Source organism: Streptomyces sp. NPDC015127, from assembly GCF_043080095.1.
Classification (GTDB): domain Bacteria; phylum Actinomycetota; class Actinomycetes; order Streptomycetales; family Streptomycetaceae; genus Streptomyces.
In genome coordinates this window covers 323,760-341,181 of the sequence record NZ_JBIBVE010000008.1, presented here as the reverse complement: position 1 = coordinate 341,181, position 17,422 = coordinate 323,760, and the positions used below count along the sequence as shown (strand labels likewise).

Sequence of the window (17,422 nt, the reverse complement as noted above, 5' to 3'; positions counted from 1 at the left end):
AGTGCTGCGCGACTCCCGGGTGGTGGGGGGGACTCTTGCATCCCTTGAGGAGGGTGGCGTGAAGCGCAATCTCGTAGCAGCGGTGGGTGTGGCGGCCATGATGGCGTCGGTCGCGGCGTGCGGCTCGGACGGCGGGGCCGAGTCGGCCAAGAACCCGAAGGACCGCAAGGAGACGCTGACCGTCTGGCTGATGGTCGACGCGCAGTCCACGTGGCCCGAGCTGGTGAAGGACGTCAACGCCCAGTTCAACGCCAAGTACCCGGGCGTGAAGGTCAACGTCCAGTACCAGCAGTGGGCGGACAAGACCAAGAAGCTCGACGCCGCGCTCTCCGGCGACAAGTTCCCGGACGTGGTCGAGCTCGGCAACACCGAGACGATGACGTACATCCTCAACGGCGCCCTCGGCGAGATCGACCCGAAGAAGTACGAGAACTCGGACACCTGGATCGGCGGCCTCAAGGACACCTGCACCTACGAGGGCAAGCAGTACTGCGTGCCGTACTACGCCGGTGCGCGCGTGGCCATCTACAACAAGGACATGTTCAAGGCGGGCGCGGGGACCGAGACCCTGCCCACCACCGAGGCCGAGCTGACCGCCGCCCTCGACAAGGTCCAGGCGAAGTACGGCAAGGACAAGGCGTTCTCGCCGCTCTACCTGCCCGGCCGCTACTGGTACGCCGCCATGTCCTACGTCGCCGCGTACGGCGGCGAGATCGCCACCTACGACGAGGGCAAGAAGGAGTGGAAGGCCGCTCTGTCCACGCCCGAGGCGCAGAAGGGCATCAAGCACTTCGTCGACCTGGTGACCAAGTACAACCACGGCGACAAGACGAAGGACGAGCAGGACCACGCCAACGTCATGGCCAACGAGAAGGCCGCGCTGCTCTACGGCAACGGCTGGGAGGCCGGCAGCGTCACCGACCCGGCGGGCAACGGGAACGCCGAGCTCAAGGACAAGATCCTCACCGCGGGCATGCCCGGCCCGAACGGCAAGGCGCTGCCGTCCTTCATCGGCGGCTCCGACCTCGCCACCATCTCCAAGTCCAAGGTCCAGGACCTCGGCGAGGAGTGGATCTCGATGTTCACCAGCGCCAAGTCGCAGGAGGTCCTGGCCGCCAAGAACATCCTGCCGAACAACACCAAGCAGCTGGAGCCGCTCAAGGCCAAGCCGGAGACCGCGGCGATCGCGGCCGCGGTGCCGGACGCCTGGTTCACCCCGATCGCGCCGGGCTGGGCCGCGATCGAGAAGAAGGAGGTCCTGGAGCTGATGCTGCTGGACATCATCAAGGGCGCGTCGGTCGAGGAAGCCACGAAGAAGGCCGACGAGGAGATCGACAAGCTGATCAACGAGCAGTCCTGACACCGGACTTCCCGCAGCGTTGAGCTCACCGCGGGGGTGGCGCCCCGTGCCCCGGCACGGGGCGCCACCCCCGCACTCCGGTACCTCCCGGCCCGTACGTCCGAACGGAAGGCCCAGCACCCATGAGTGCCGCCGACATCAAAGCAGCCGACCCGGTGGTGCCCGTACCGCGGCACCCGGAGGGGATCGGCACCCAGCAGCCGCAGGGTCAGGCGCCCAGGTCCCGCAAGGCCGGTGCGCTGCTGCCGTATCTGCTCATCGGTCCGACCATCGTCGCGATCGCCGCGGTCTTCGTGTGGCCGCTGGTCAAGACGGCGATCATGTCCTTCCAGGACGTCGGCCGCAAGGAGCTCTGGACGGGTGAACCGGCCCCCTGGGTCGGCTTCGAGCAGTTCAGCAACATCTTCCGGGACGGCGCCTTCTGGGACTCGGTCGTCCTCACCGTCGTGTTCATGGTTGCCTGTGTGGTCACCACGCTCGCGGCGGGGCTCGCCGTCGCCCTGATGATGCAGCGCATGTCCACCTGGGTCAGGCTGCTGCTCACCGCCGCGCTGATCGCCGCATGGTCCATCCCGCTGATGGTCGCGGCCTCGATCTTCCGCTGGTTCGCCGACTCGGACTACGGCGTCGCCAATATGGTCCTGTCGAAGTACCTGGGCCTGGACTTCCAGGGCCACAACTGGTTCATCGACCACAAGCAGGGCTTCCTCGTCATCGGCGCCGTCGTCGTCTGGGGCGCGATCCCCTTCGTCGCCATCACGCTGTACGCCGCGCTCACCCAGGTCCCCAGGGAGCTGGAGGAGGCGGCCGCGATCGACGGCGTCGGCGCGTTCGGCAACTTCCGCTACGTGGTCTTCCCGGTCATCAAGCCGGTGTTCCAGATGGTGGCCACGCTGTCCGTCATCTGGGACTTCAATGTCCTCGGCCAGGTCTGGCTGATGCGCGGAACCAAGCCCGAGCCCGAGTACGAGGTGCTCGGCCTCTACGCCTTCAACAAGGCCTTCGAGTCCAACTCCTTCAGCCAGGGCGCCGCCATCTCCCTGATCACGGTGCTCCTGCTGTCCGGCGTGGCCGTCTACTACCTGCGCCAGCTGCTCAAGATCGGAGAGGTCGAGTGAGCGCCCTCAGCTCCGCCCCGAAGGCAATCCGCCCCGACCGCAGGAAGAAGAGCAGGCACGCCTACAACGCCGTCGGGCTGCTGACCTTCGTGGTCATGATCTTCCCGGTGTACTGGCTGGTCATCAGCGCCCTGCGCCCGAACGCCGAGATCCGCAGCTACGACCAGACCCTGTGGCCGTCGTCGATCACGTTCGACAACTTCGGCCGCGCGATGGACCAGGCCAACTTCGGCACCGCCGTCCAGTCCAGCCTGATCATCTGCGTCACCGCGGTCGTCGGGGCGATGGTGATGGCGACCATCGCGGCGTACGCCATCGGCCGCTTCCGGTTCGCCGGCCGCAAGCTCTTCATGATCGTGCTGATCCTGGTCCAGCTGCTGCCGCCGACCGCCATGCTCATCCCGATCTACCTGCAGCTCAACGACCTGGGCGCGCTGAACGAGTACTGGGGCGTCATCGTCATCTACCTCGTCTCCACGCTGCCGTTCGCGACCTGGATGATCCGCGGCTTCGTGATCAACATCCCGAAGGAGCTGGAGGAGTCCGCGATGGTGGACGGCTGCAGCCAGATGGGCGCCTTCTGGCGGGTCGTCTTCCCGCTGCTGGCGCCGGGCCTGGCGGCCGCGTCCATCTACTCGCTGATCAACGCCTGGAACGAGTACCTGCTCGCGTACATCGTGCTGCAGGACAACGACAAGTACACCCTCAACGTGTGGCTGGCGAACTTCACCACCTCGCGCGGTGTGGACTACGGCGCGCTGATGGCCGCCTCGACGCTCATCGCCATTCCCGTCGTGGCCTTCTTCATGGTCATCCAGAAGAAGATGGCGGCGGGACTCACCTCGGGCGCAGTGAAGGGATAACGCCGCCTCATGACGACTCTCGTACGGGGATCATCCGACACCCTCACCCGCGACGCCCTCACCGTCCTCCAGCCCGGCTTCACCGGCACCACCGCGCCGGACTGGCTGCTGCGCCGGATCGGCGAAGGACTGTCCGCCGTCGGACTGTTCGGCCGCAACATCGCCACGCCCGGTCAGCTGGCGGCGCTCACCGCCCGGTTGCGGGCCGAGCGCGAGGACGTCCTCGTCGCCATCGACGAGGAAGGCGGTGACGTCACCCGGCTGGAGGTCCGCACCGGTTCCTCCTTCCCCGGCAACTACGCGCTCGGCTCGGTGGACGACGTGGACCTCACCCGCGCCGTGGCCCGCGAGCTGGGCCGGCGGCTGGCCGAGTGCGGCGTCGACCTCAACTGGGCGCCCTCCGCTGATATCAACTCGAACCCTGACAACCCGGTCATCGGCGTGCGGTCCTTCGGTGCCGGGACCGAACTCGCCGCCCGGCACACCGTGGCGTACGTCGAAGGACTCCAGTCCGCCGGAGTCGCCGCCTGCACGAAACACTTCCCCGGGCACGGCGACACCAATGTCGATTCGCACCACGCGCTGCCCCGGATCGATGTGGACCTCGCCACACTGCACGCCCGTGAGCTGGTGCCTTTCCGCGCGGCGATCGCGGCGGGTTCCAAAGCGGTGATGAGCGCGCATATCCTGCTGCCCGCGCTCGATCCCAACCGTCCCGCGACCCTGAGCCCGCAGATCCTCACCGGTCTGCTGCGCGAAGAGCTGGGCTACCAGGGCCTGATCGTCACGGACGGCATGGAGATGCAGGCCATCTCGTCCACGTACGGCATCGAGCGCGGCTCGGTCCGCGCGATCGCCGCGGGTGCCGACGCGATCTGCGTCGGCGGCGGCCTGGCCGACGAGGAGACCGTACTGCGACTGCGCGACGCGCTGGTCACAGCGGTACGGGACGGCGACCTGCCCGAGGAGCGGCTGGCCGACGCGGCGGCGCGTGTGCGCGCCCTCGCCGACTGGACGCGCCGGGCCAGGGGGGCTGCAGCAGAGCCGGGCGCGGCTTCACAGGAGGGGACCGCGCCCGGCTCCGGCACGGAGATCGGCCTCGTCGCCGCGCGGCGCGCGGTGCGGGTCACCGCGGGGGAGCGGCCGTACGGACCGGTCACCGCCGCGGCCTACGTCGCCGCCCTCACTCCGGTCGCCAACATCGCCGTCGGGGACGAGACGCCCTGGGGCGTCGCGGCCGAACTGGCCGCCCTGCTGCCCGGCACCACCACCGGCACGTACACGAGCCGGACCGGAACGTCCGCTCTGGTGGCAGACGTGCTGGCCGCTGCGGCGGACCGTAGGATCGTCGCTGTGGTGCGCGACGTCCACCGCCACCCCTGGATGGCAGCCGCTCTGGACGCCCTGATCGAGGCCCGCCCCGACACGGTCGTGGTCGAGATGGGCGTCGACGCGGCCCCGCCGAGGGGGGCCCTGCACATCGCGACCCGCGGCGCCGCCCGCGTCTGCGGACGCGCCGCCGCTGAGGTCGTCGCCGGCAAGGGCGCCGGGGTCTGACCGCAGCGGACCGTGCTGTGCCGGGCGAGCGCCGGGAGCCCCGGGCGCCCGACCCGTCAACTGAACCGCCCGCTCTGATGGAGGCACCCGGCATGTCCGCCACGACGTCGGCCGAGCACAGCGAGCACGAGCACCCCGGCCGGATCATGTCCGGCGAGATGGCACAGCAGCCCGCGGTCCTGCGGCGCATCCTCGACGAGGGCGCGCCGCGGATCCGCGAGGTGGCGGCCGAGGTCGCGGCCCGCCGGCCGCGCTTCGTACTGCTGACCGCCCGCGGGACGTCGGACAACGCGGCGCTGTACGCCAAGTACCTGCTGGAGATCCGGCTCGGGCTGCCGTGCGGACTGACCTCCATGTCCACCACGACCGCCTACGGCGCCCGGCCCGACCTCACCGACGTGCTGGTCGTCACCGTCAGTCAGTCGGGCGGCTCGCCGGACCTGGTGGCGTCGACCAAGGCGGCCCGCGAGGCGGGCGCGATCACGCTCGCGGTCACCAACAATCCGGACTCGCCGCTCGCGGCGGTCTCCGAGTACCACATCGACATCATGGCGGGCCCGGAGAAGGCGCTGCCGGCCACCAAGACGTACACCGCGTCGCTGCTGGCCCTCTACCTGTTCGTGGAGGGCCTGCGCGGGGGCGACACGTCGGCCGCCAAGGCGCTGCCGGAGCTCGCCCGGCACATCCTCGGCCGCCAGGACGAGATCCGCGCCCTGGCGGCCCGCTACCGCTTCGCCGAGCGCATGGTCATCACGTCCCGGGGCTACGGCTACCCCACGGCGAAGGAGGCGGCGCTCAAGCTCATGGAGACGAGCTACATCCCGGCGCTGGCGTACTCCGGAGCCGATCTGCTGCACGGGCCGCTGGCGATGGTCGACAACATCTCCCCGGTCATCGCCGTGGTCACCAGCGGCAAGGGCGGCGAGGCCCTCCAGCCGGTGCTCGACCGGCTGCGCGGCCGCGGCGCCGACCTGTTCGTGGTGGGCCCGGCACCCCAGGTGGAGGCGGCGTCCGCGGGGTTCGTGCTGCCGACCGAGGGCGTCCCCGAGGAGCTCCAGCCGATCCTGGAGATCCTGCCGCTCCAGCTGATGGCGTACGAGGTGACGATCGCCCGCGGCCAGGACCCGGACGCGCCCCGGGCGCTGGCCAAGGTCACGGAAACGCGCTGAACCGGAGCCCGTCCCTTTTGACCGGTGCATAAGTATGGCGCGGGAACTAAACTCGGCTGATGCATGGACAGCCCTAGTGGTCTAGTCCACAATGAACGACAGAAAGCCTCCGCCCTCCCCGCACAGGAGGGTGGAAACGAGGTCCGGCACTCTCTGCCCTGACTGCGCCGAGACCTCCACACGGCCGCGCGGGACCGCACACCTGCCGGCCGGGCAACTCCGGGCTGCGGTGCCGGACGGGTTGAGGGTCCCGTCACGGCGCCGCGGCCCGCGGGTACCCTCGCAGACGTGCCCTCCATGAACGATCTCGTCCACCAGCACACCGCTCTGAGTGAGTCCGACCTCGAGTGGCTCCATCTGCTGGTCTCGGAGTGGCAGCTGCTCTCCGACCTGTCCTTCGCCGACCTCGTCCTGTGGGTCCCCACCCGTGACGGCACCCGCTATGTGTCCGTCGCCCAGATGCGGCCCAACACCGGCCCCACCTCCTACCAGGACGACATGGTCGGCCACCTCGTGCCCCGCGGCCGCCGGCCCCTGCTCGACGCCGCGCTGGACGAGGGCCGCATCGTGCGTGAGGGCGACCCGGAGTGGCGCGAGGAGGTGCCCGTGCGGGTCGAGTCCATCCCCGTGCGCCGTGAGGGCCGCGTCCTCGGCGTCATCGCCCGCAACACCAATCTGCTCACCGTGCGCACGCCCTCGCGGCTGGAGCTCACCTACCTCCAGTCCGCCTCCGACCTCGCGCAGATGATCGCGGCCGGATCCTTCCCTTACCCCGGCGAGCAGGTCGAGATGGACGCGTCGCCGCGGGTGGGCGACGGCCTGATCCGGCTCGACGCCGACGGCATCGTGCAGTACGCGAGCCCCAACGGCCTGTCCGCCTACCACCGGCTCGGCCTCGCCTCCGACCTCGTCGGGCAGCACCTCGGCCAGGTCACCGCCGAACTGGCCCCCTCCCGCGGCCCGGTCGACGAGGCGCTGGTCAAGCTGGCCAGCGGATACGCGCCCCGCGAGTTCGAGGTCGAGGGCAACGGCGGCGTCATCCAGCTGCGCGCCATCCCGCTCAAGCCCAAGGGCGTACGCATAGGTTCCCTGGTCCTGCTGCGCGACGTCACGGAACTGCGGCGCCGCGAGCGGGAGTTGATCACCAAGGACGCGACCATCCGGGAGATCCACCACCGGGTGAAGAACAACCTCCAGACCGTGGCGGCCCTGTTGCGCCTCCAGGCCCGGCGCATGGACTCCGTGCGGGGCCGGGAGGCACTCAACGAGGCGGTCCGGCGCGTCGGTTCGATCGCCATCGTGCATGAGACGCTGTCCCAGAATCTGGACGAGCGTGTCGAGTTCGACGAGATCGCCGACCGGGTGATCGCGATGGTCGCCGAGATCTCCCCGGGCAAGGTCGACTGCCGGCGCACGGGCCGCTTCGGCATCCTCGACGCCGAGACCGCGACCCCGCTGTCCATGGTGCTCACCGAGGTGCTGCAGAACGCCCTGGAGCACGCCTTCGCACCGGGCGAGCACGGCTCGGTCGAGGTGTCCGCGGTCCGCGGCGGCACCCTCGCGGAGAACGCCCGCCTGCTGATCACCGTCCAGGACGACGGCCGGGGCCTGCCCGAGGGCTTCGACCCGAAGAGCGCGGGCAACCTGGGGCTGCAGATCGTCCGGACCCTGGTCGAGGGCGAGCTGGGCGGCAGCTTCGACATGCTGCCGGTCCCCGAGCCGTCCCGCGGCACCCGCGTCGTCCTCGACATCCCCGTGTCCGACAAGCGCTAGAGCCGCCCCGAGCACAGGGGCAGCCCCCAGAACAGCGAAGAGCCCGGCACAGCGAAGAGCCCGGCACAGCGAAGAGCCCCGGACCGTGTGACACGGTCCGGGGCTCGAAGCTCGTTGCTCGCATTCGCGATGCGCATCGGGGGTACTGCGCGCTGCGGCTCGAAGGCGGTGAGTGCGTGCTCGCTGCACGCGCCGCCGGCTCAGGCTCGTAGCAGGGGGCGTCAGGCGCTGGCGTTACGCGCCCGGTTGCGAGCGGCACGGCGCTTCATGGCGCGACGCTCGTCCTCGCTGAGGCCACCCCAGACGCCGGAGTCCTGGCCGGACTCGAGCGCCCACTGCAGACACTGCTCCATGACGGGGCAGCGGCGGCAGACGGCCTTGGCTTCCTCGATCTGCAGCAGCGCAGGACCGGTGTTGCCGATGGGGAAGAAGAGCTCGGGGTCTTCCTCGCGGCAAACGGCGTTGTGACGCCAGTCCATGGCTGCTACCTCTCCTTGGTAAGACATGCGGGTTGCTTGTGAATGTGAACGCTTTCACGAATCCCCCCGCAAGGGAAGGGCCGATCGCCAGTTGCCCGGCGTTGGGTCCTGGATTCGTGGAGGGGTTCCGGCGGTCTGTGGGGCCGATGTTGCGGGCCGTCCCGATCGCCATGTAGAGATTCGCAAACCTCGGCGGCGGATACAACCCCTTCCGGAAAGTTTTTTTTGATTCCTCGGTGTCGACTAGGTCACAGCCGTACTTCTATGGGGTGGATGGCAGCCCATACGTTCGAGATAAAGGACTTTCGCGCGTTCCGCTCACACAATCACACGCAGTGCACGGCGTACGCCTGTGAACGTCACGCTCGTGCGGAGCCCCAGGTGGTCGCCGTCCATCTGGAAGGGCAGCGGGACCTTTGAATGCAAGGTGAAGTCGGTCTGATCATGGAGCGTGACGGCGTGCTTGCCGTGCGGACCGCGATCAGGGGTCGAGGTCAGCAGCTGGGTCGCGTAACGGGCCACGGCCGGCGTCGACAGCCGGGAGAGTGCGAGCACGTCGAGAGCGGTGTCGAAGGAGGCCCGCGGGGACGCGTACACGGGGCGATTGCCCAGGTAGGTCCAGGGGGACGTGTTGCAGACTATGGACAGCACGAGGTCCGTCACCGGATCCGTGCCAGGCTGCTCCAGAGTGATCGTGCCGCGCCGGCGGTTGGGCTCGTCGAGGAACTGGCGGAGTACCTGCCGGATGTAGAGCGCGTGCGTGGAGCGTCTGCCGCGTTCCCGCTGCTGTTCGACCCGGCCGACGACCCCGGCGTCGAACCCGAAGCCGGCGCAGAAGGTGAACCAGCGCCGCGGCACACCCTCGTCCTCCGTGCCCGGGGTGCCGGCGGCCAGCCCCAGACCGACCGTCCGCTCGGTCCGGTCGCGCAGCGCGTCCAGGATGGCGCCCGTCGCCTCGACCGCGTCGTTCGGCAGCCCGAGGGCGCGGGCGAAGACGTTCGTGGAGCCCCCGGGGACGACGGCCAGGCGGGGCAGCCGGTCGGGATCGGGGCCGTGGTGGAGCAGTCCGTTGACGACCTCGTTGACCGTGCCGTCGCCGCCGAGTGCCACGACGAGATCTATGTCGTCCGACTCCGCGGCCCGGCGCCCGAGGTCACGGGCATGCCCCCGGTACTCGGTGGACACCGCCTCGAGCTTCATCTCGCTGGCGAGCGCGTGGATCAGCACGTCGCGTGTGCGGGCACTGGTGGTGGTTGCTGCCGGATTGACCACGAGAAGTGCGCGCATGCGAAGCAGCGTACCTACCGCGGGGTACCTGGCCCAGTCCCGGGCTTCCGGTGACGGCTACCCTGCAGGGGTGAGCAGCGACCCCACCGCCCCCCGCCCCGCCCGTCTGACGGCCGCCGCCGCCGTGTGCGCCGCCGAGGGGCTGGCGCTCGCCGGCGGGGGCACCTACATGCTTGTGATGGGCCTGCTCGGCCGGCCCGACAGCCCTTCCCAGGCGGAGACGGGCGGTGTGACGCTCATCGCACTCGCCGTGATCCCGTTGCTGGCCGCCCGCGGGCTGCTGCGCCGCCGCTCCTGGAGCCGCGGGCCGGCCCTCATCACGCAGCTGATCGCCCTGATCCCGGCCTGGACCCTGCTGCGCGCCTCCGGGGCGCTGATCCCGCTCGGCATCGTGCTGGCGGCGGTGGCCGTGACGGGCCTGGTGCTGCTGGTCAACCCGACCACGGCCCGGGCCCTGGGCATCGGCGTGGCCCGCGACTGACGCCCGCCGCACACCGCCGCGCACCGCTGGGGGGCCGCGTCCGTGGGCGCGGCCCGGTCCGCTGCTCCGCTACTCCTCGACGAGCAGCTTCTCCCGCAGCTGTGCCAGCGTCCGCGCCAGCAGCCGCGAGACGTGCATCTGCGAGATGCCCACCTCCTGCGCGATCTGCGACTGCGTCATGTTGCCGAAGAAGCGGAGCAGCAGGATGCGCTTCTCCCGCGGCGGCAGGTCCTCCAGCAGCGGTTTGAGCGACTCGCGGTACTCGACGCCCTCCAGCGCCTCGTCCTCCGCGCCCAGCGTGTCCGCCACCGCCGGAGACTCGTCGTCCGTGTCGGGCACGTCCAGGGACAGCGTGGAGTACGCGTTCGCCGACTCCAGGCCCTCCAGGACCTCTTCCTCCGAGATGCCGAGGCGCTCGGCCAGCTCGTGGACCGTGGGGGAGCGGCCGTGCTGCTGGGAGAGCTCCGCGGTCGCCGTGGTCAGGGCGAGCCGCAGCTCCTGCAGCCGGCGCGGCACCCGGACCGCCCAGCCCTTGTCGCGGAAGTGGCGCTTGATCTCGCCCACCACCGTCGGCGTCGCGTAGGTCGAGAACTCGACACCGCGCTCCGGGTCGAACCGGTCCACCGACTTGATCAGCCCGATCGTGGCGACCTGCGTGAGGTCGTCCAGCGGCTCGCCGCGGTTGCGGAAGCGCCGCGCGAGATGCTCGACGAGCGGCAGGTGCATCCGCACGAGCTGGTTGCGCAGCTCCGCCCGCTCGGGCGCCCCCTCGGGCAGCTTGCGCAGCTCTATGAACATCGCCCGTGCCCCGCTGCGGTCGTGGGGGTCGTGATGATGCCGCTCGTGCCCGTGCTCGTGCTCGCTCATACGGTCCGCCTGATCTGCCCGCGCCTGCTCCGCCGAGGCCGTCCGGCCGTCGGGCTCGTCCACCACCGGGTGCGGCCGTGCGTGCTGCTCCGGGATGCCGGCCGACGCGCTCAGCACCCGGGGGGCACGCTCCTCGTCCTCCCGCATCGGACCAACCCCGTTTCCGTTGCTCACGCCGGCCCGGGTCCCGCGCCGCGCTGTTTGTACAGGCTGATGGAGACAGTACGGTCATCGGCGACCGAGGAGTCGACCTTGCCGGCCAGTGCCGAGAGCACCGTCCAGGCGAACGTGTCGCGCTCCGGGGCGCGGCCGTCGGTCGTGGGTGCCGAGACCGTGACCTCCAGCGAGTCGTCGACGAGCCGGAACACGCAGCTCAGGACGGACCCGGGAACGGCCTGCTGGAGCAGGATCGCGCACGCCTCGTCGACCGCGATCCGCAGATCCTCGATCTCGTCGAGGGTGAAGTCCAAGCGCGCTGCGAGACCGGCCGTGGCCGTACGCAACACGGACAGGTAGGCACCCGCAGCCGGCAGCCGGACTTCCACGAAGTCCTGAGTCCCGGGCTCGCCTGCGATCTGGGACACCCTCACCTCCAAGGTGGCACAAGCTCTTTCTGGGCCACGGGCCAAAGGACCCGCGGCCATGCGGTACGTAGTCGATTACGTAGCCGGTACTGGCCTGGCGACGCTATCGCGATCCATGGTGCCGTGTCGCCGGGGACCCCCGAGCTGATAACTGTCACTCATGGTAAGCATATGAGTACGGACAGTGGCTAGAGGTCTGCGCGACCCAATTGCGCGGAACCAGGGGATGGTTGACGTACCCACGCGTCAGACGATCGAACCGTCGACGAAGCACCACCGCCACTTCTGCCCCGGCTCGAAGCTGCGCATCACCGCATGCGCCGTCTCGCGGAAGTGCGCGCTCGCGTGCTGCATCGGCGACGAGTCGCAGCATCCCACGTGGCCGCAGACCAGACACAGTCGCAGCTGGACGGGGTGGCTGCCCACCGCCAGACACTCCGGGCAGGTCTCGCTCAACGGCACCGGCTCGGGCCGTGGCAGTTCTGCTACATGTGCGCACTCGCTCATGATGGCCAGGTTACGACGCAGGCGACGACACAAGGTCGGTGTGATGGAAGCATTGCCACTGGTGGGACTCATCGCCGCGAGCGCCGCGGTCGCGGGCGCCGCCCGCCGGACCCCGGTCCCGGCCCCGCTGCTGCTGGTGGCGGTGGGGCTGATCGCCTCGTACGTGCCGGGCGTGCCCGACTACCACCTCGACCCGCACATCGTGCTGCCGCTGCTGCTGCCCCCGCTGCTGCACACCGCCGCCCTGGACAGCTCCTACCTCGACCTGCGCGCCAACATCCGCCCGGTCGCACTGCTCTCCGTCGGCTACGTCCTCTTCGCGACTTTGGCCGTCGGCTACCTCGCGTACCTGTTCGTGCCCGACCTGCCGCTGACCGCCGCGCTGGTGCTCGGCGCGGTCGTCGCACCGCCGGACGCCGTCGCCGCGACGGCCATCGCCCGCAGGCTCGGGCTGCCCCACCGCATCACCACGATCCTCCAGGGTGAATCCTTGGTGAACGATGCCACCGCGATCACCGCGTACAAGGTGGCGCTCGCCGCCGCGATCGGCGCGGGCGCCAGCTGGGCCGGGGGCCTCGGGGAGTTCGCGCTCGCCTCGCTCGGCGGCATCGGCGTGGGACTGGTCCTGATGATCCCCATCCACTGGCTGCGCACGCGTCTGCGGGAACCGCTCCTGCAGAACACACTGTCGCTGCTCATCCCCTTCATCGCGTACGCCGCCGCCGAGCAGGTCCACGCCTCCGGCGTGCTCGCGGTGGTCGTCGTCGCCCTCTACCTGGGCCACCACTCCTCGCAGGTCGATTTCGCGACCCGGCTCCAGGAGGAGGCGGTGTGGAAGATGGTCTCCTTCGTGCTGGAGTCCGTCGTCTTCGCGCTGATCGGGCTCCAGCTGGCGATCGTGGTGGAGGAGCTCGGGGAGTACGGCGTCGGGGAGGCGCTCTGGTACGCCGCCGGGGTCTTCGTCACCGTCGTGGTCGTGCGGTTCGTCTGGGTCTATCCGGCGACCTTCCTGCCCCGCATGCTGTCGAAGCGGATCAGGGAGCGGGAGCCGGACACCACCTGGACGGCGCCGCTGGTCGTGGGCTGGGCCGGCATGCGCGGGGTGGTGTCGCTCGCGATCGCGTTCTCCATCCCGCTGACGATCGCGGACGACGAGCCCTTCCCCGCCCGCAACCTCGTCCTGTTCCTCACCTTCACCACGGTGATCGGCACCCTGGTGGTGCAGGGGCTGACCCTCCCGGCGCTGATCCGCGCCGTGGAACTGCCCGGACGGGACGTGTACGCCGAGACTCTGGCCGAGGCCCAGGCGCAGAGCGAGGCGTCCGCGGCGGCCGAGCGGCGGCTGGAGGAGCTGCTGGCGGACGAGCGCAACGCCCTGCCGCAGCCGCTGGCCGACCGGCTGCGCACCGTGCTGGAGCGGCGGCGCAACGCCGTGTGGGAGCGGCTCGGCACCGTCAACGAGATCACCGGGGAGTCCGCCGACGACACCTACCGGCGCCTGGCACGGGAGATGATCGCCGCGGAACGTGACGTCTTCGTCGAGCTGCGCAACCGGCGCCGGATCGACGACGAGATGATGCGCACCCTGCTGCGCCGGCTGGACCTGGAGGAGGCGGCGGCCTATCGCGAGGAGGCCTGAGCCGACCCGTGGTCCCGGCCGGTGACCACGGCCACGACCGTACTGCCGGCGGGGAAGGCGCCCTCGGCGGCGAGCACGCCCAGTCCGTAAAGAGCCTTGGCGACATAGAGACGCTCCACGGAAAGCCCGTGCCGCTCCTCGAAGTCCCGGGCGAACGCGTCGAGCCCGGGGCTCGTACGGGCGTAACCGCCGAAGTGGAAGCGGTCGTCGAGCGACCAGCCACCGGCCGGGCCGCCGAACGCCTCGTGCTGAAGGGTGCGTATCGCCTCGCCCAGGAAGCCGCCGCGCAGGACGGGGAAGCCGATGGCGCGCTGCCCCTCGCCGAGGCCGGCGGCCAGACCGGCGAGCGTGCCGCCCGTGCCGCAGGCGACGGCCACGACATCGATGTGCTCGTCATGATCGCGCAGTTCGCGGCCGAGCTCCGTGCAGCCCTGCGCGGCAAGGGCGTTGCTGCCGCCCTCGGGGACCACGTACACGTCGTCGGCCGCGGCGCCGGCGTCGCGCAGGAACCGTGCGAGCATGTCGGGGTCGCCCTTGGCGCGGTACGCGGCACGGTCGGCGAACAGCAGCCGCATGCCGTCGGCCGCACAGCGGCTCAGCGAGGGATTCAGCGGCCGCCTGGCCAGTTCGTCACCCCGTACGACACCGATCGTGGGGAAGCCGAGCAGCCGCCCCGCCGCGGCAGTCGCGCGCAGATGGTTGGAGTAGGCGCCGCCGAAGGTGAGCACCGGCCGGCCGGCCGCGGCGCGGAGATTCGGGGCGAGCTTGCGCCACTTGTTGCCGGGCAGGTCGGGGTGGATCAGGTCGTCACGCTTGAGCAGCAGCCGCACGCCGTGCCGCTCGAAACGCTCGTCCTCCACGGGCTGCAGCGGTGAGGGCAGCCGGGGCCGCAGCGCGGCGGCGAGGTCGGACGTTTCCCGGTTCACCCCTTCATTGTCGCCAGGTGTGCGAGCCGATCCGGCCACTGCCCCGGGCGGGGCGATCCAGTCCCACTCATTTGTGTAATGGTGCGATGACGCAATGTAGTGGAAGCCTTTCTCCCGAAGGTCAGATCCATGATCGAGAGGGAGTCACATGACGGTCGGTTCGGTAGGTTCCGTTGGCGAGGATGTGCGCGAGCAGGGGCCTCAGCAGAGTCTCGGCACCGCCGCCGCGCGGAATCTCGCGACCACCACCAAGTCCGCCCCGCAGATGCAGGAGATCACCTCCCGGTGGCTGCTGCGCATGCTGCCCTGGGTGCAGGTGCAGGGCGGTACGTACCGCGTGAACCGCCGCCTGAGCTACTCGGTCGGCGACGGAAGGGTGACCTTCGTGCAGACGGGCGACCGGGTCGCGGTCATCCCCGCCGAGCTGGGCGAGCTGCCGGCGCTGCGCGACTTCGGCGACGAGGCGGCGCTCACGGAGCTGGCGCAGCGGTGCGAGCAGCGGGAGTTCGCGCCCGGAGAGGTGCTGGCCACCGGCGGGGAGGCGGCGGACCGGATCTACCTGCTGGCACACGGCCGGGTCGAGCAGATCGGCGAAGGGCCCTACGGGGACGAGGCCGTGGTCGAGGTCCTCGCGGACGGGGCCTACTTCGGCGACCAGTCGCTCACCGACCGCGAGGCCGTCTGGCGCTACACCGCACGCGCGGCCACGAACTGCACGGTGCTCGTGCTGACAAGGGACGACGTGCTCAACCTCGCGGACCGCGCGGAGTCGCTGCGCACGCACCTGGCGAGCCTTGCCGCACTGCCCCGGCAGCGGACCAACAAGTACGGCGAGGCGGCGATCGACCTGTCCGCGGGCCATGTCGGCGAGGCCGTCGTCCCGCACACCTACGTCGACTACGACGCGGCCCCCCGTGAGTACGAACTGAGCGTCGCGCAGACCGTGCTGAAGGTGCACAGCCGGGTCGCCGACCTCTACAACCAGCCGATGAACCAGACCGAGCAGCAGCTCAGGCTGACGGTGGAGGCGCTGCGCGAGCGCCAGGAGCACGAGCTGGTCAACAACCGTGAGTTCGGCCTCCTCAACAACTGCGACTACGGCCAGCGGCTGCAGCCGCACGACGGCGTGCCGAGCCCGGACGACATGGACGAGTTGCTGTCGCGGCGGCGCGGTTCGAAGCTCTTCCTCGCCCACCCGCGCGCCATCGCCGCCTTCGGGCGCGAGTGCAACAAGCGGGGACTGGTCCCCGGCAGTGTCGAGATCGGCGGCCACCAGGTGCCGGCCTGGCGCGGCGTGCCGATCTTCCCGTGCAACAAGATTCCGATCTCGGACGCCCGCACGACGTCCATCATCTGCATGCGTACGGGCGAGGCCGACCAGGGCGTCATCGGACTGCACCAGACCGGCATCCCGGACGAGATCGAGCCCAGTCTGTCCGTGCGTTTCATGGGCATCGACGAGCAGGCGATCATCTCGTACCTGGTGACGGCCTACTACTCGGCCGCCGTCCTCGTCCCCGACGCCCTCGGCGTCCTGGAGAACGTGGAGGTGAGCCGCTGGCGCTGACCACGTGCCGCACCGGGGGCGCGTCCCGACCGCGCCCCCGGCCCGGACAGCCGACAGCACCGAGGAAAGGACCGCCCGTTGACCATGCCGGACACCGTCGAGGGCCGCGAGGCCGTCGCCCTGCTGGAGCGCACCCGCGGTGCCGTCCAGCCGGAGCTGCGTTCCGCCGTCGACACCCTTCCGGGCGCCATGCGCCGGGTGGCGAGGTACCACTTCGGCTGGGAGCAGGCCGACGGCAGCCCGGCCGCGGGCGCGGGCGGCAAGGCCATCAGGCCCGCGCTCGTGCTCGCCGCCTGCCGGGCGCTCGGCGGAGACCCCCACCGGGCCGTGCGCGCCGCGGCGGCCGTGGAGCTGGCACACAACTTCACGCTGCTGCACGACGACGTCATCGACGAGGACGTCACCCGCAGGCATCGCCCCACCGCGTGGACGGTGTTCGGCACGGCGGACGCCATCGTCGCCGGCGACGCCATGCTCGCCCTCGCGCTGCGGCTGCTGGCCGAGGACCGGGACCCCTGCGCGGTCGCCGCCTCGGCACGGCTCGCGGCCTGTGTCATCGAGCTGTGCGCGGGCCAGCAGGCCGACTGCTCCTTCGAGGAGCGCGCCCCGGAGGAGGTCACGCTGGAGGAGTGCCTCGGCATGGCGACGGCCAAGACGGGAGCGCTGCTGGGCTGTGCGTGCGCGGTGGGCGCGCTGTACGCGGGCGCGGGGGAGGAGGAGGTCGCCGCCATGGACGGGTTCGGGCGCGAGGCCGGTCTCGCCTTCCAGCTCATCGACGACCTGATCGGGATCTGGGGCGATCCGGAGCGTACGGGCAAGCCGGCCGGAGCGGATCTGACGGCGCACAAGAAGTCCCTGCCGGTGGTGGCCGCTCTCTCGTCCGGCACCGCGGCCGGCGCCGAGCTGGCCGCGCTGTACCGGGGGCCGATGAACGCCGCGGCGGTGGCGCGCGCCGCCGACGCCGTGGAGCGTGCCGGGGGCCGTGACTGGGCGCAGATGCAGGCGGCCGACCGGATGTCACGGGCGGTGGGCGAGCTGTCCCGCGCCGTGCCGGACCTGGCGGCGGCGGGTGACCTGCTGGCGCTGGCGGAGTTCGTCACGCGGCGTACGCGCTGAGAGTCCCCGGGCGCGCCCGGGAGAACCCCCGTACGTGCGTCGGGAGCGCCCACCCGTGCGGACGGCCCACCCGTACGGACGTCAGGACGAGCCGACGCGTCCGTCCCGCTGTCCGAGGCGCCCGTAGCG

The 17,422-nt window shown here is 70.7% G+C and carries 16 protein-coding genes; 10 read left to right on the top strand and 6 right to left on the bottom strand.

From position 1 onward, the window contains the following. Window positions 1-58 precede the first annotated feature (58 nt). From ACF08N_RS18450 to ACF08N_RS18425, 6 genes are all read left to right on the top strand, one after another. On the top strand, window positions 59-1,360 hold the full coding sequence (locus ACF08N_RS18450) for a sugar ABC transporter substrate-binding protein (RefSeq protein ID WP_392325663.1): 1,302 nt from the start codon (window positions 59-61) through the stop codon (window positions 1,358-1,360). A gap of 122 nt (window positions 1,361-1,482) precedes the next feature. Further along, window positions 1,483-2,478, top strand: a complete 996-nt coding sequence (locus ACF08N_RS18445) for a carbohydrate ABC transporter permease (RefSeq protein WP_392325662.1) — start codon at window positions 1,483-1,485, stop codon at window positions 2,476-2,478. Then, window positions 2,475-3,341 (top strand): carbohydrate ABC transporter permease, encoded by an 867-nt coding sequence (locus ACF08N_RS18440; protein WP_392325661.1) that lies wholly within the window; start codon window positions 2,475-2,477, stop codon window positions 3,339-3,341. Before ACF08N_RS18445 ends, ACF08N_RS18440 begins: the two co-directional genes overlap by 4 nt. A 9-nt stretch (window positions 3,342-3,350) precedes the next feature. Then, window positions 3,351-4,898, top strand: coding sequence for a glycoside hydrolase family 3 protein (locus ACF08N_RS18435; protein ID WP_392325660.1), 1,548 nt, complete (start codon window positions 3,351-3,353; stop codon window positions 4,896-4,898). Between the two features lie 92 nt (window positions 4,899-4,990). Continuing rightward, window positions 4,991-6,067 carry an SIS domain-containing protein gene (locus ACF08N_RS18430; RefSeq protein WP_392325659.1) on the top strand — a complete coding sequence of 359 codons (1,077 nt, stop codon included), beginning with the start codon at window positions 4,991-4,993 and terminating at the stop codon, window positions 6,065-6,067. Between the two features lie 297 nt (window positions 6,068-6,364). Beyond that, window positions 6,365-7,840, top strand: coding sequence for a sensor histidine kinase (locus ACF08N_RS18425; protein WP_392325705.1), 1,476 nt, complete (start codon window positions 6,365-6,367; stop codon window positions 7,838-7,840). Window positions 7,841-8,061: 221 nt separating this feature from the next. Here the strand turns inward: ACF08N_RS18425 and ACF08N_RS18420 are convergent, their stop codons facing one another. Both ACF08N_RS18420 and ACF08N_RS18415 read right to left on the bottom strand, forming a co-directional pair. Next, window positions 8,062-8,319 carry a WhiB family transcriptional regulator gene (locus ACF08N_RS18420; protein ID WP_003953983.1) on the bottom strand — a complete coding sequence of 86 codons (258 nt, stop codon included), beginning with the start codon at window positions 8,317-8,319 and terminating at the stop codon, window positions 8,062-8,064. Between the two features lie 318 nt (window positions 8,320-8,637). Continuing rightward, window positions 8,638-9,606 carry a diacylglycerol/lipid kinase family protein gene (locus ACF08N_RS18415; protein WP_392325658.1) on the bottom strand — a complete coding sequence of 323 codons (969 nt, stop codon included), beginning with the start codon at window positions 9,604-9,606 and terminating at the stop codon, window positions 8,638-8,640. A gap of 70 nt (window positions 9,607-9,676) precedes the next feature. Here ACF08N_RS18415 and ACF08N_RS18410 point away from each other — a divergent pair, with 70 nt between their 5' ends. After that, the gene (locus ACF08N_RS18410) at window positions 9,677-10,087 is read left to right on the top strand and encodes a hypothetical protein (protein ID WP_392325657.1); all 411 of its coding nucleotides are present in this window, start codon (window positions 9,677-9,679) and stop codon (window positions 10,085-10,087) included. A gap of 69 nt (window positions 10,088-10,156) precedes the next feature. Here the strand turns inward: ACF08N_RS18410 and ACF08N_RS18405 are convergent, their stop codons facing one another. From ACF08N_RS18405 to ACF08N_RS18395, 3 genes are all read right to left on the bottom strand, one after another. Beyond that, entirely contained in the window at window positions 10,157-11,101 is a 945-nt protein-coding gene (locus tag ACF08N_RS18405; RefSeq protein WP_392325656.1) for an RNA polymerase sigma factor SigF, read from the bottom strand. Window positions 11,102-11,124: 23 nt separating this feature from the next. Continuing rightward, window positions 11,125-11,538 carry an anti-sigma regulatory factor gene (locus tag ACF08N_RS18400; RefSeq protein WP_018845530.1) on the bottom strand — a complete coding sequence of 138 codons (414 nt, stop codon included), beginning with the start codon at window positions 11,536-11,538 and terminating at the stop codon, window positions 11,125-11,127. A gap of 246 nt (window positions 11,539-11,784) precedes the next feature. Continuing rightward, on the bottom strand, window positions 11,785-12,045 hold the full coding sequence (locus ACF08N_RS18395; RefSeq protein WP_392325655.1) for a UBP-type zinc finger domain-containing protein: 261 nt from the start codon (window positions 12,043-12,045) through the stop codon (window positions 11,785-11,787). Window positions 12,046-12,088: 43 nt separating this feature from the next. Between ACF08N_RS18395 and ACF08N_RS18390 the strand changes: the two genes are divergently transcribed. After that, a complete protein-coding gene (locus tag ACF08N_RS18390) occupies window positions 12,089-13,684 on the top strand; it encodes a Na+/H+ antiporter (protein WP_392325654.1) in 1,596 nt (531 codons plus the stop codon). On the opposite strand, the gene ACF08N_RS18385 is transcribed toward ACF08N_RS18390, so the two are convergent. Continuing rightward, entirely contained in the window at window positions 13,666-14,610 is a 945-nt protein-coding gene (locus ACF08N_RS18385) for a 1-aminocyclopropane-1-carboxylate deaminase/D-cysteine desulfhydrase (protein ID WP_392325653.1), read from the bottom strand. The genes ACF08N_RS18390 and ACF08N_RS18385 overlap by 19 nt on opposite strands. A gap of 148 nt (window positions 14,611-14,758) precedes the next feature. On the opposite strand from ACF08N_RS18385, the gene ACF08N_RS18380 reads away from it, so the two are divergent. Then, on the top strand, window positions 14,759-16,177 hold the full coding sequence (locus tag ACF08N_RS18380) for a family 2B encapsulin nanocompartment shell protein (RefSeq protein WP_392325652.1): 1,419 nt from the start codon (window positions 14,759-14,761) through the stop codon (window positions 16,175-16,177). A gap of 84 nt (window positions 16,178-16,261) precedes the next feature. Beyond that, window positions 16,262-17,293, top strand: a complete 1,032-nt coding sequence (locus ACF08N_RS18375; RefSeq protein ID WP_392325704.1) for a family 2 encapsulin nanocompartment cargo protein polyprenyl transferase — start codon at window positions 16,262-16,264, stop codon at window positions 17,291-17,293. The last annotated feature ends 129 nt before the right edge of the window (window positions 17,294-17,422 follow it).

Excerpts from the sequence above, each read along its gene's own strand:
- ACF08N_RS18445 (WP_392325662.1), top strand. The coding sequence starts at position 1,483 with ATGAGTGCCGCCGACATCAAAGCAGCCGACCCGGTGGTGCCCGTACCG.
- ACF08N_RS18435 (WP_392325660.1), top strand. The coding sequence starts at position 3,351 with ATGACGACTCTCGTACGGGGATCATCCGACACCCTCACCCGCGACGCC.
- ACF08N_RS18430 (WP_392325659.1), top strand. The coding sequence starts at position 4,991 with ATGTCCGCCACGACGTCGGCCGAGCACAGCGAGCACGAGCACCCCGGC.
- ACF08N_RS18425 (WP_392325705.1), top strand. The coding sequence starts at position 6,365 with ATGAACGATCTCGTCCACCAGCACACCGCTCTGAGTGAGTCCGACCTC.
- ACF08N_RS18420 (WP_003953983.1), bottom strand. The coding sequence starts at position 8,319 with ATGGACTGGCGTCACAACGCCGTTTGCCGCGAGGAAGACCCCGAGCTC.
- ACF08N_RS18415 (WP_392325658.1), bottom strand. The coding sequence starts at position 9,606 with ATGCGCGCACTTCTCGTGGTCAATCCGGCAGCAACCACCACCAGTGCC.
- ACF08N_RS18405 (WP_392325656.1), bottom strand. The coding sequence starts at position 11,101 with ATGCGGGAGGACGAGGAGCGTGCCCCCCGGGTGCTGAGCGCGTCGGCC.
- ACF08N_RS18395 (WP_392325655.1), bottom strand. The coding sequence starts at position 12,045 with ATGAGCGAGTGCGCACATGTAGCAGAACTGCCACGGCCCGAGCCGGTG.
- ACF08N_RS18390 (WP_392325654.1), top strand. The coding sequence starts at position 12,089 with ATGGAAGCATTGCCACTGGTGGGACTCATCGCCGCGAGCGCCGCGGTC.
- ACF08N_RS18380 (WP_392325652.1), top strand. The coding sequence starts at position 14,759 with ATGACGGTCGGTTCGGTAGGTTCCGTTGGCGAGGATGTGCGCGAGCAG.
- ACF08N_RS18375 (WP_392325704.1), top strand. The coding sequence starts at position 16,262 with ATGCCGGACACCGTCGAGGGCCGCGAGGCCGTCGCCCTGCTGGAGCGC.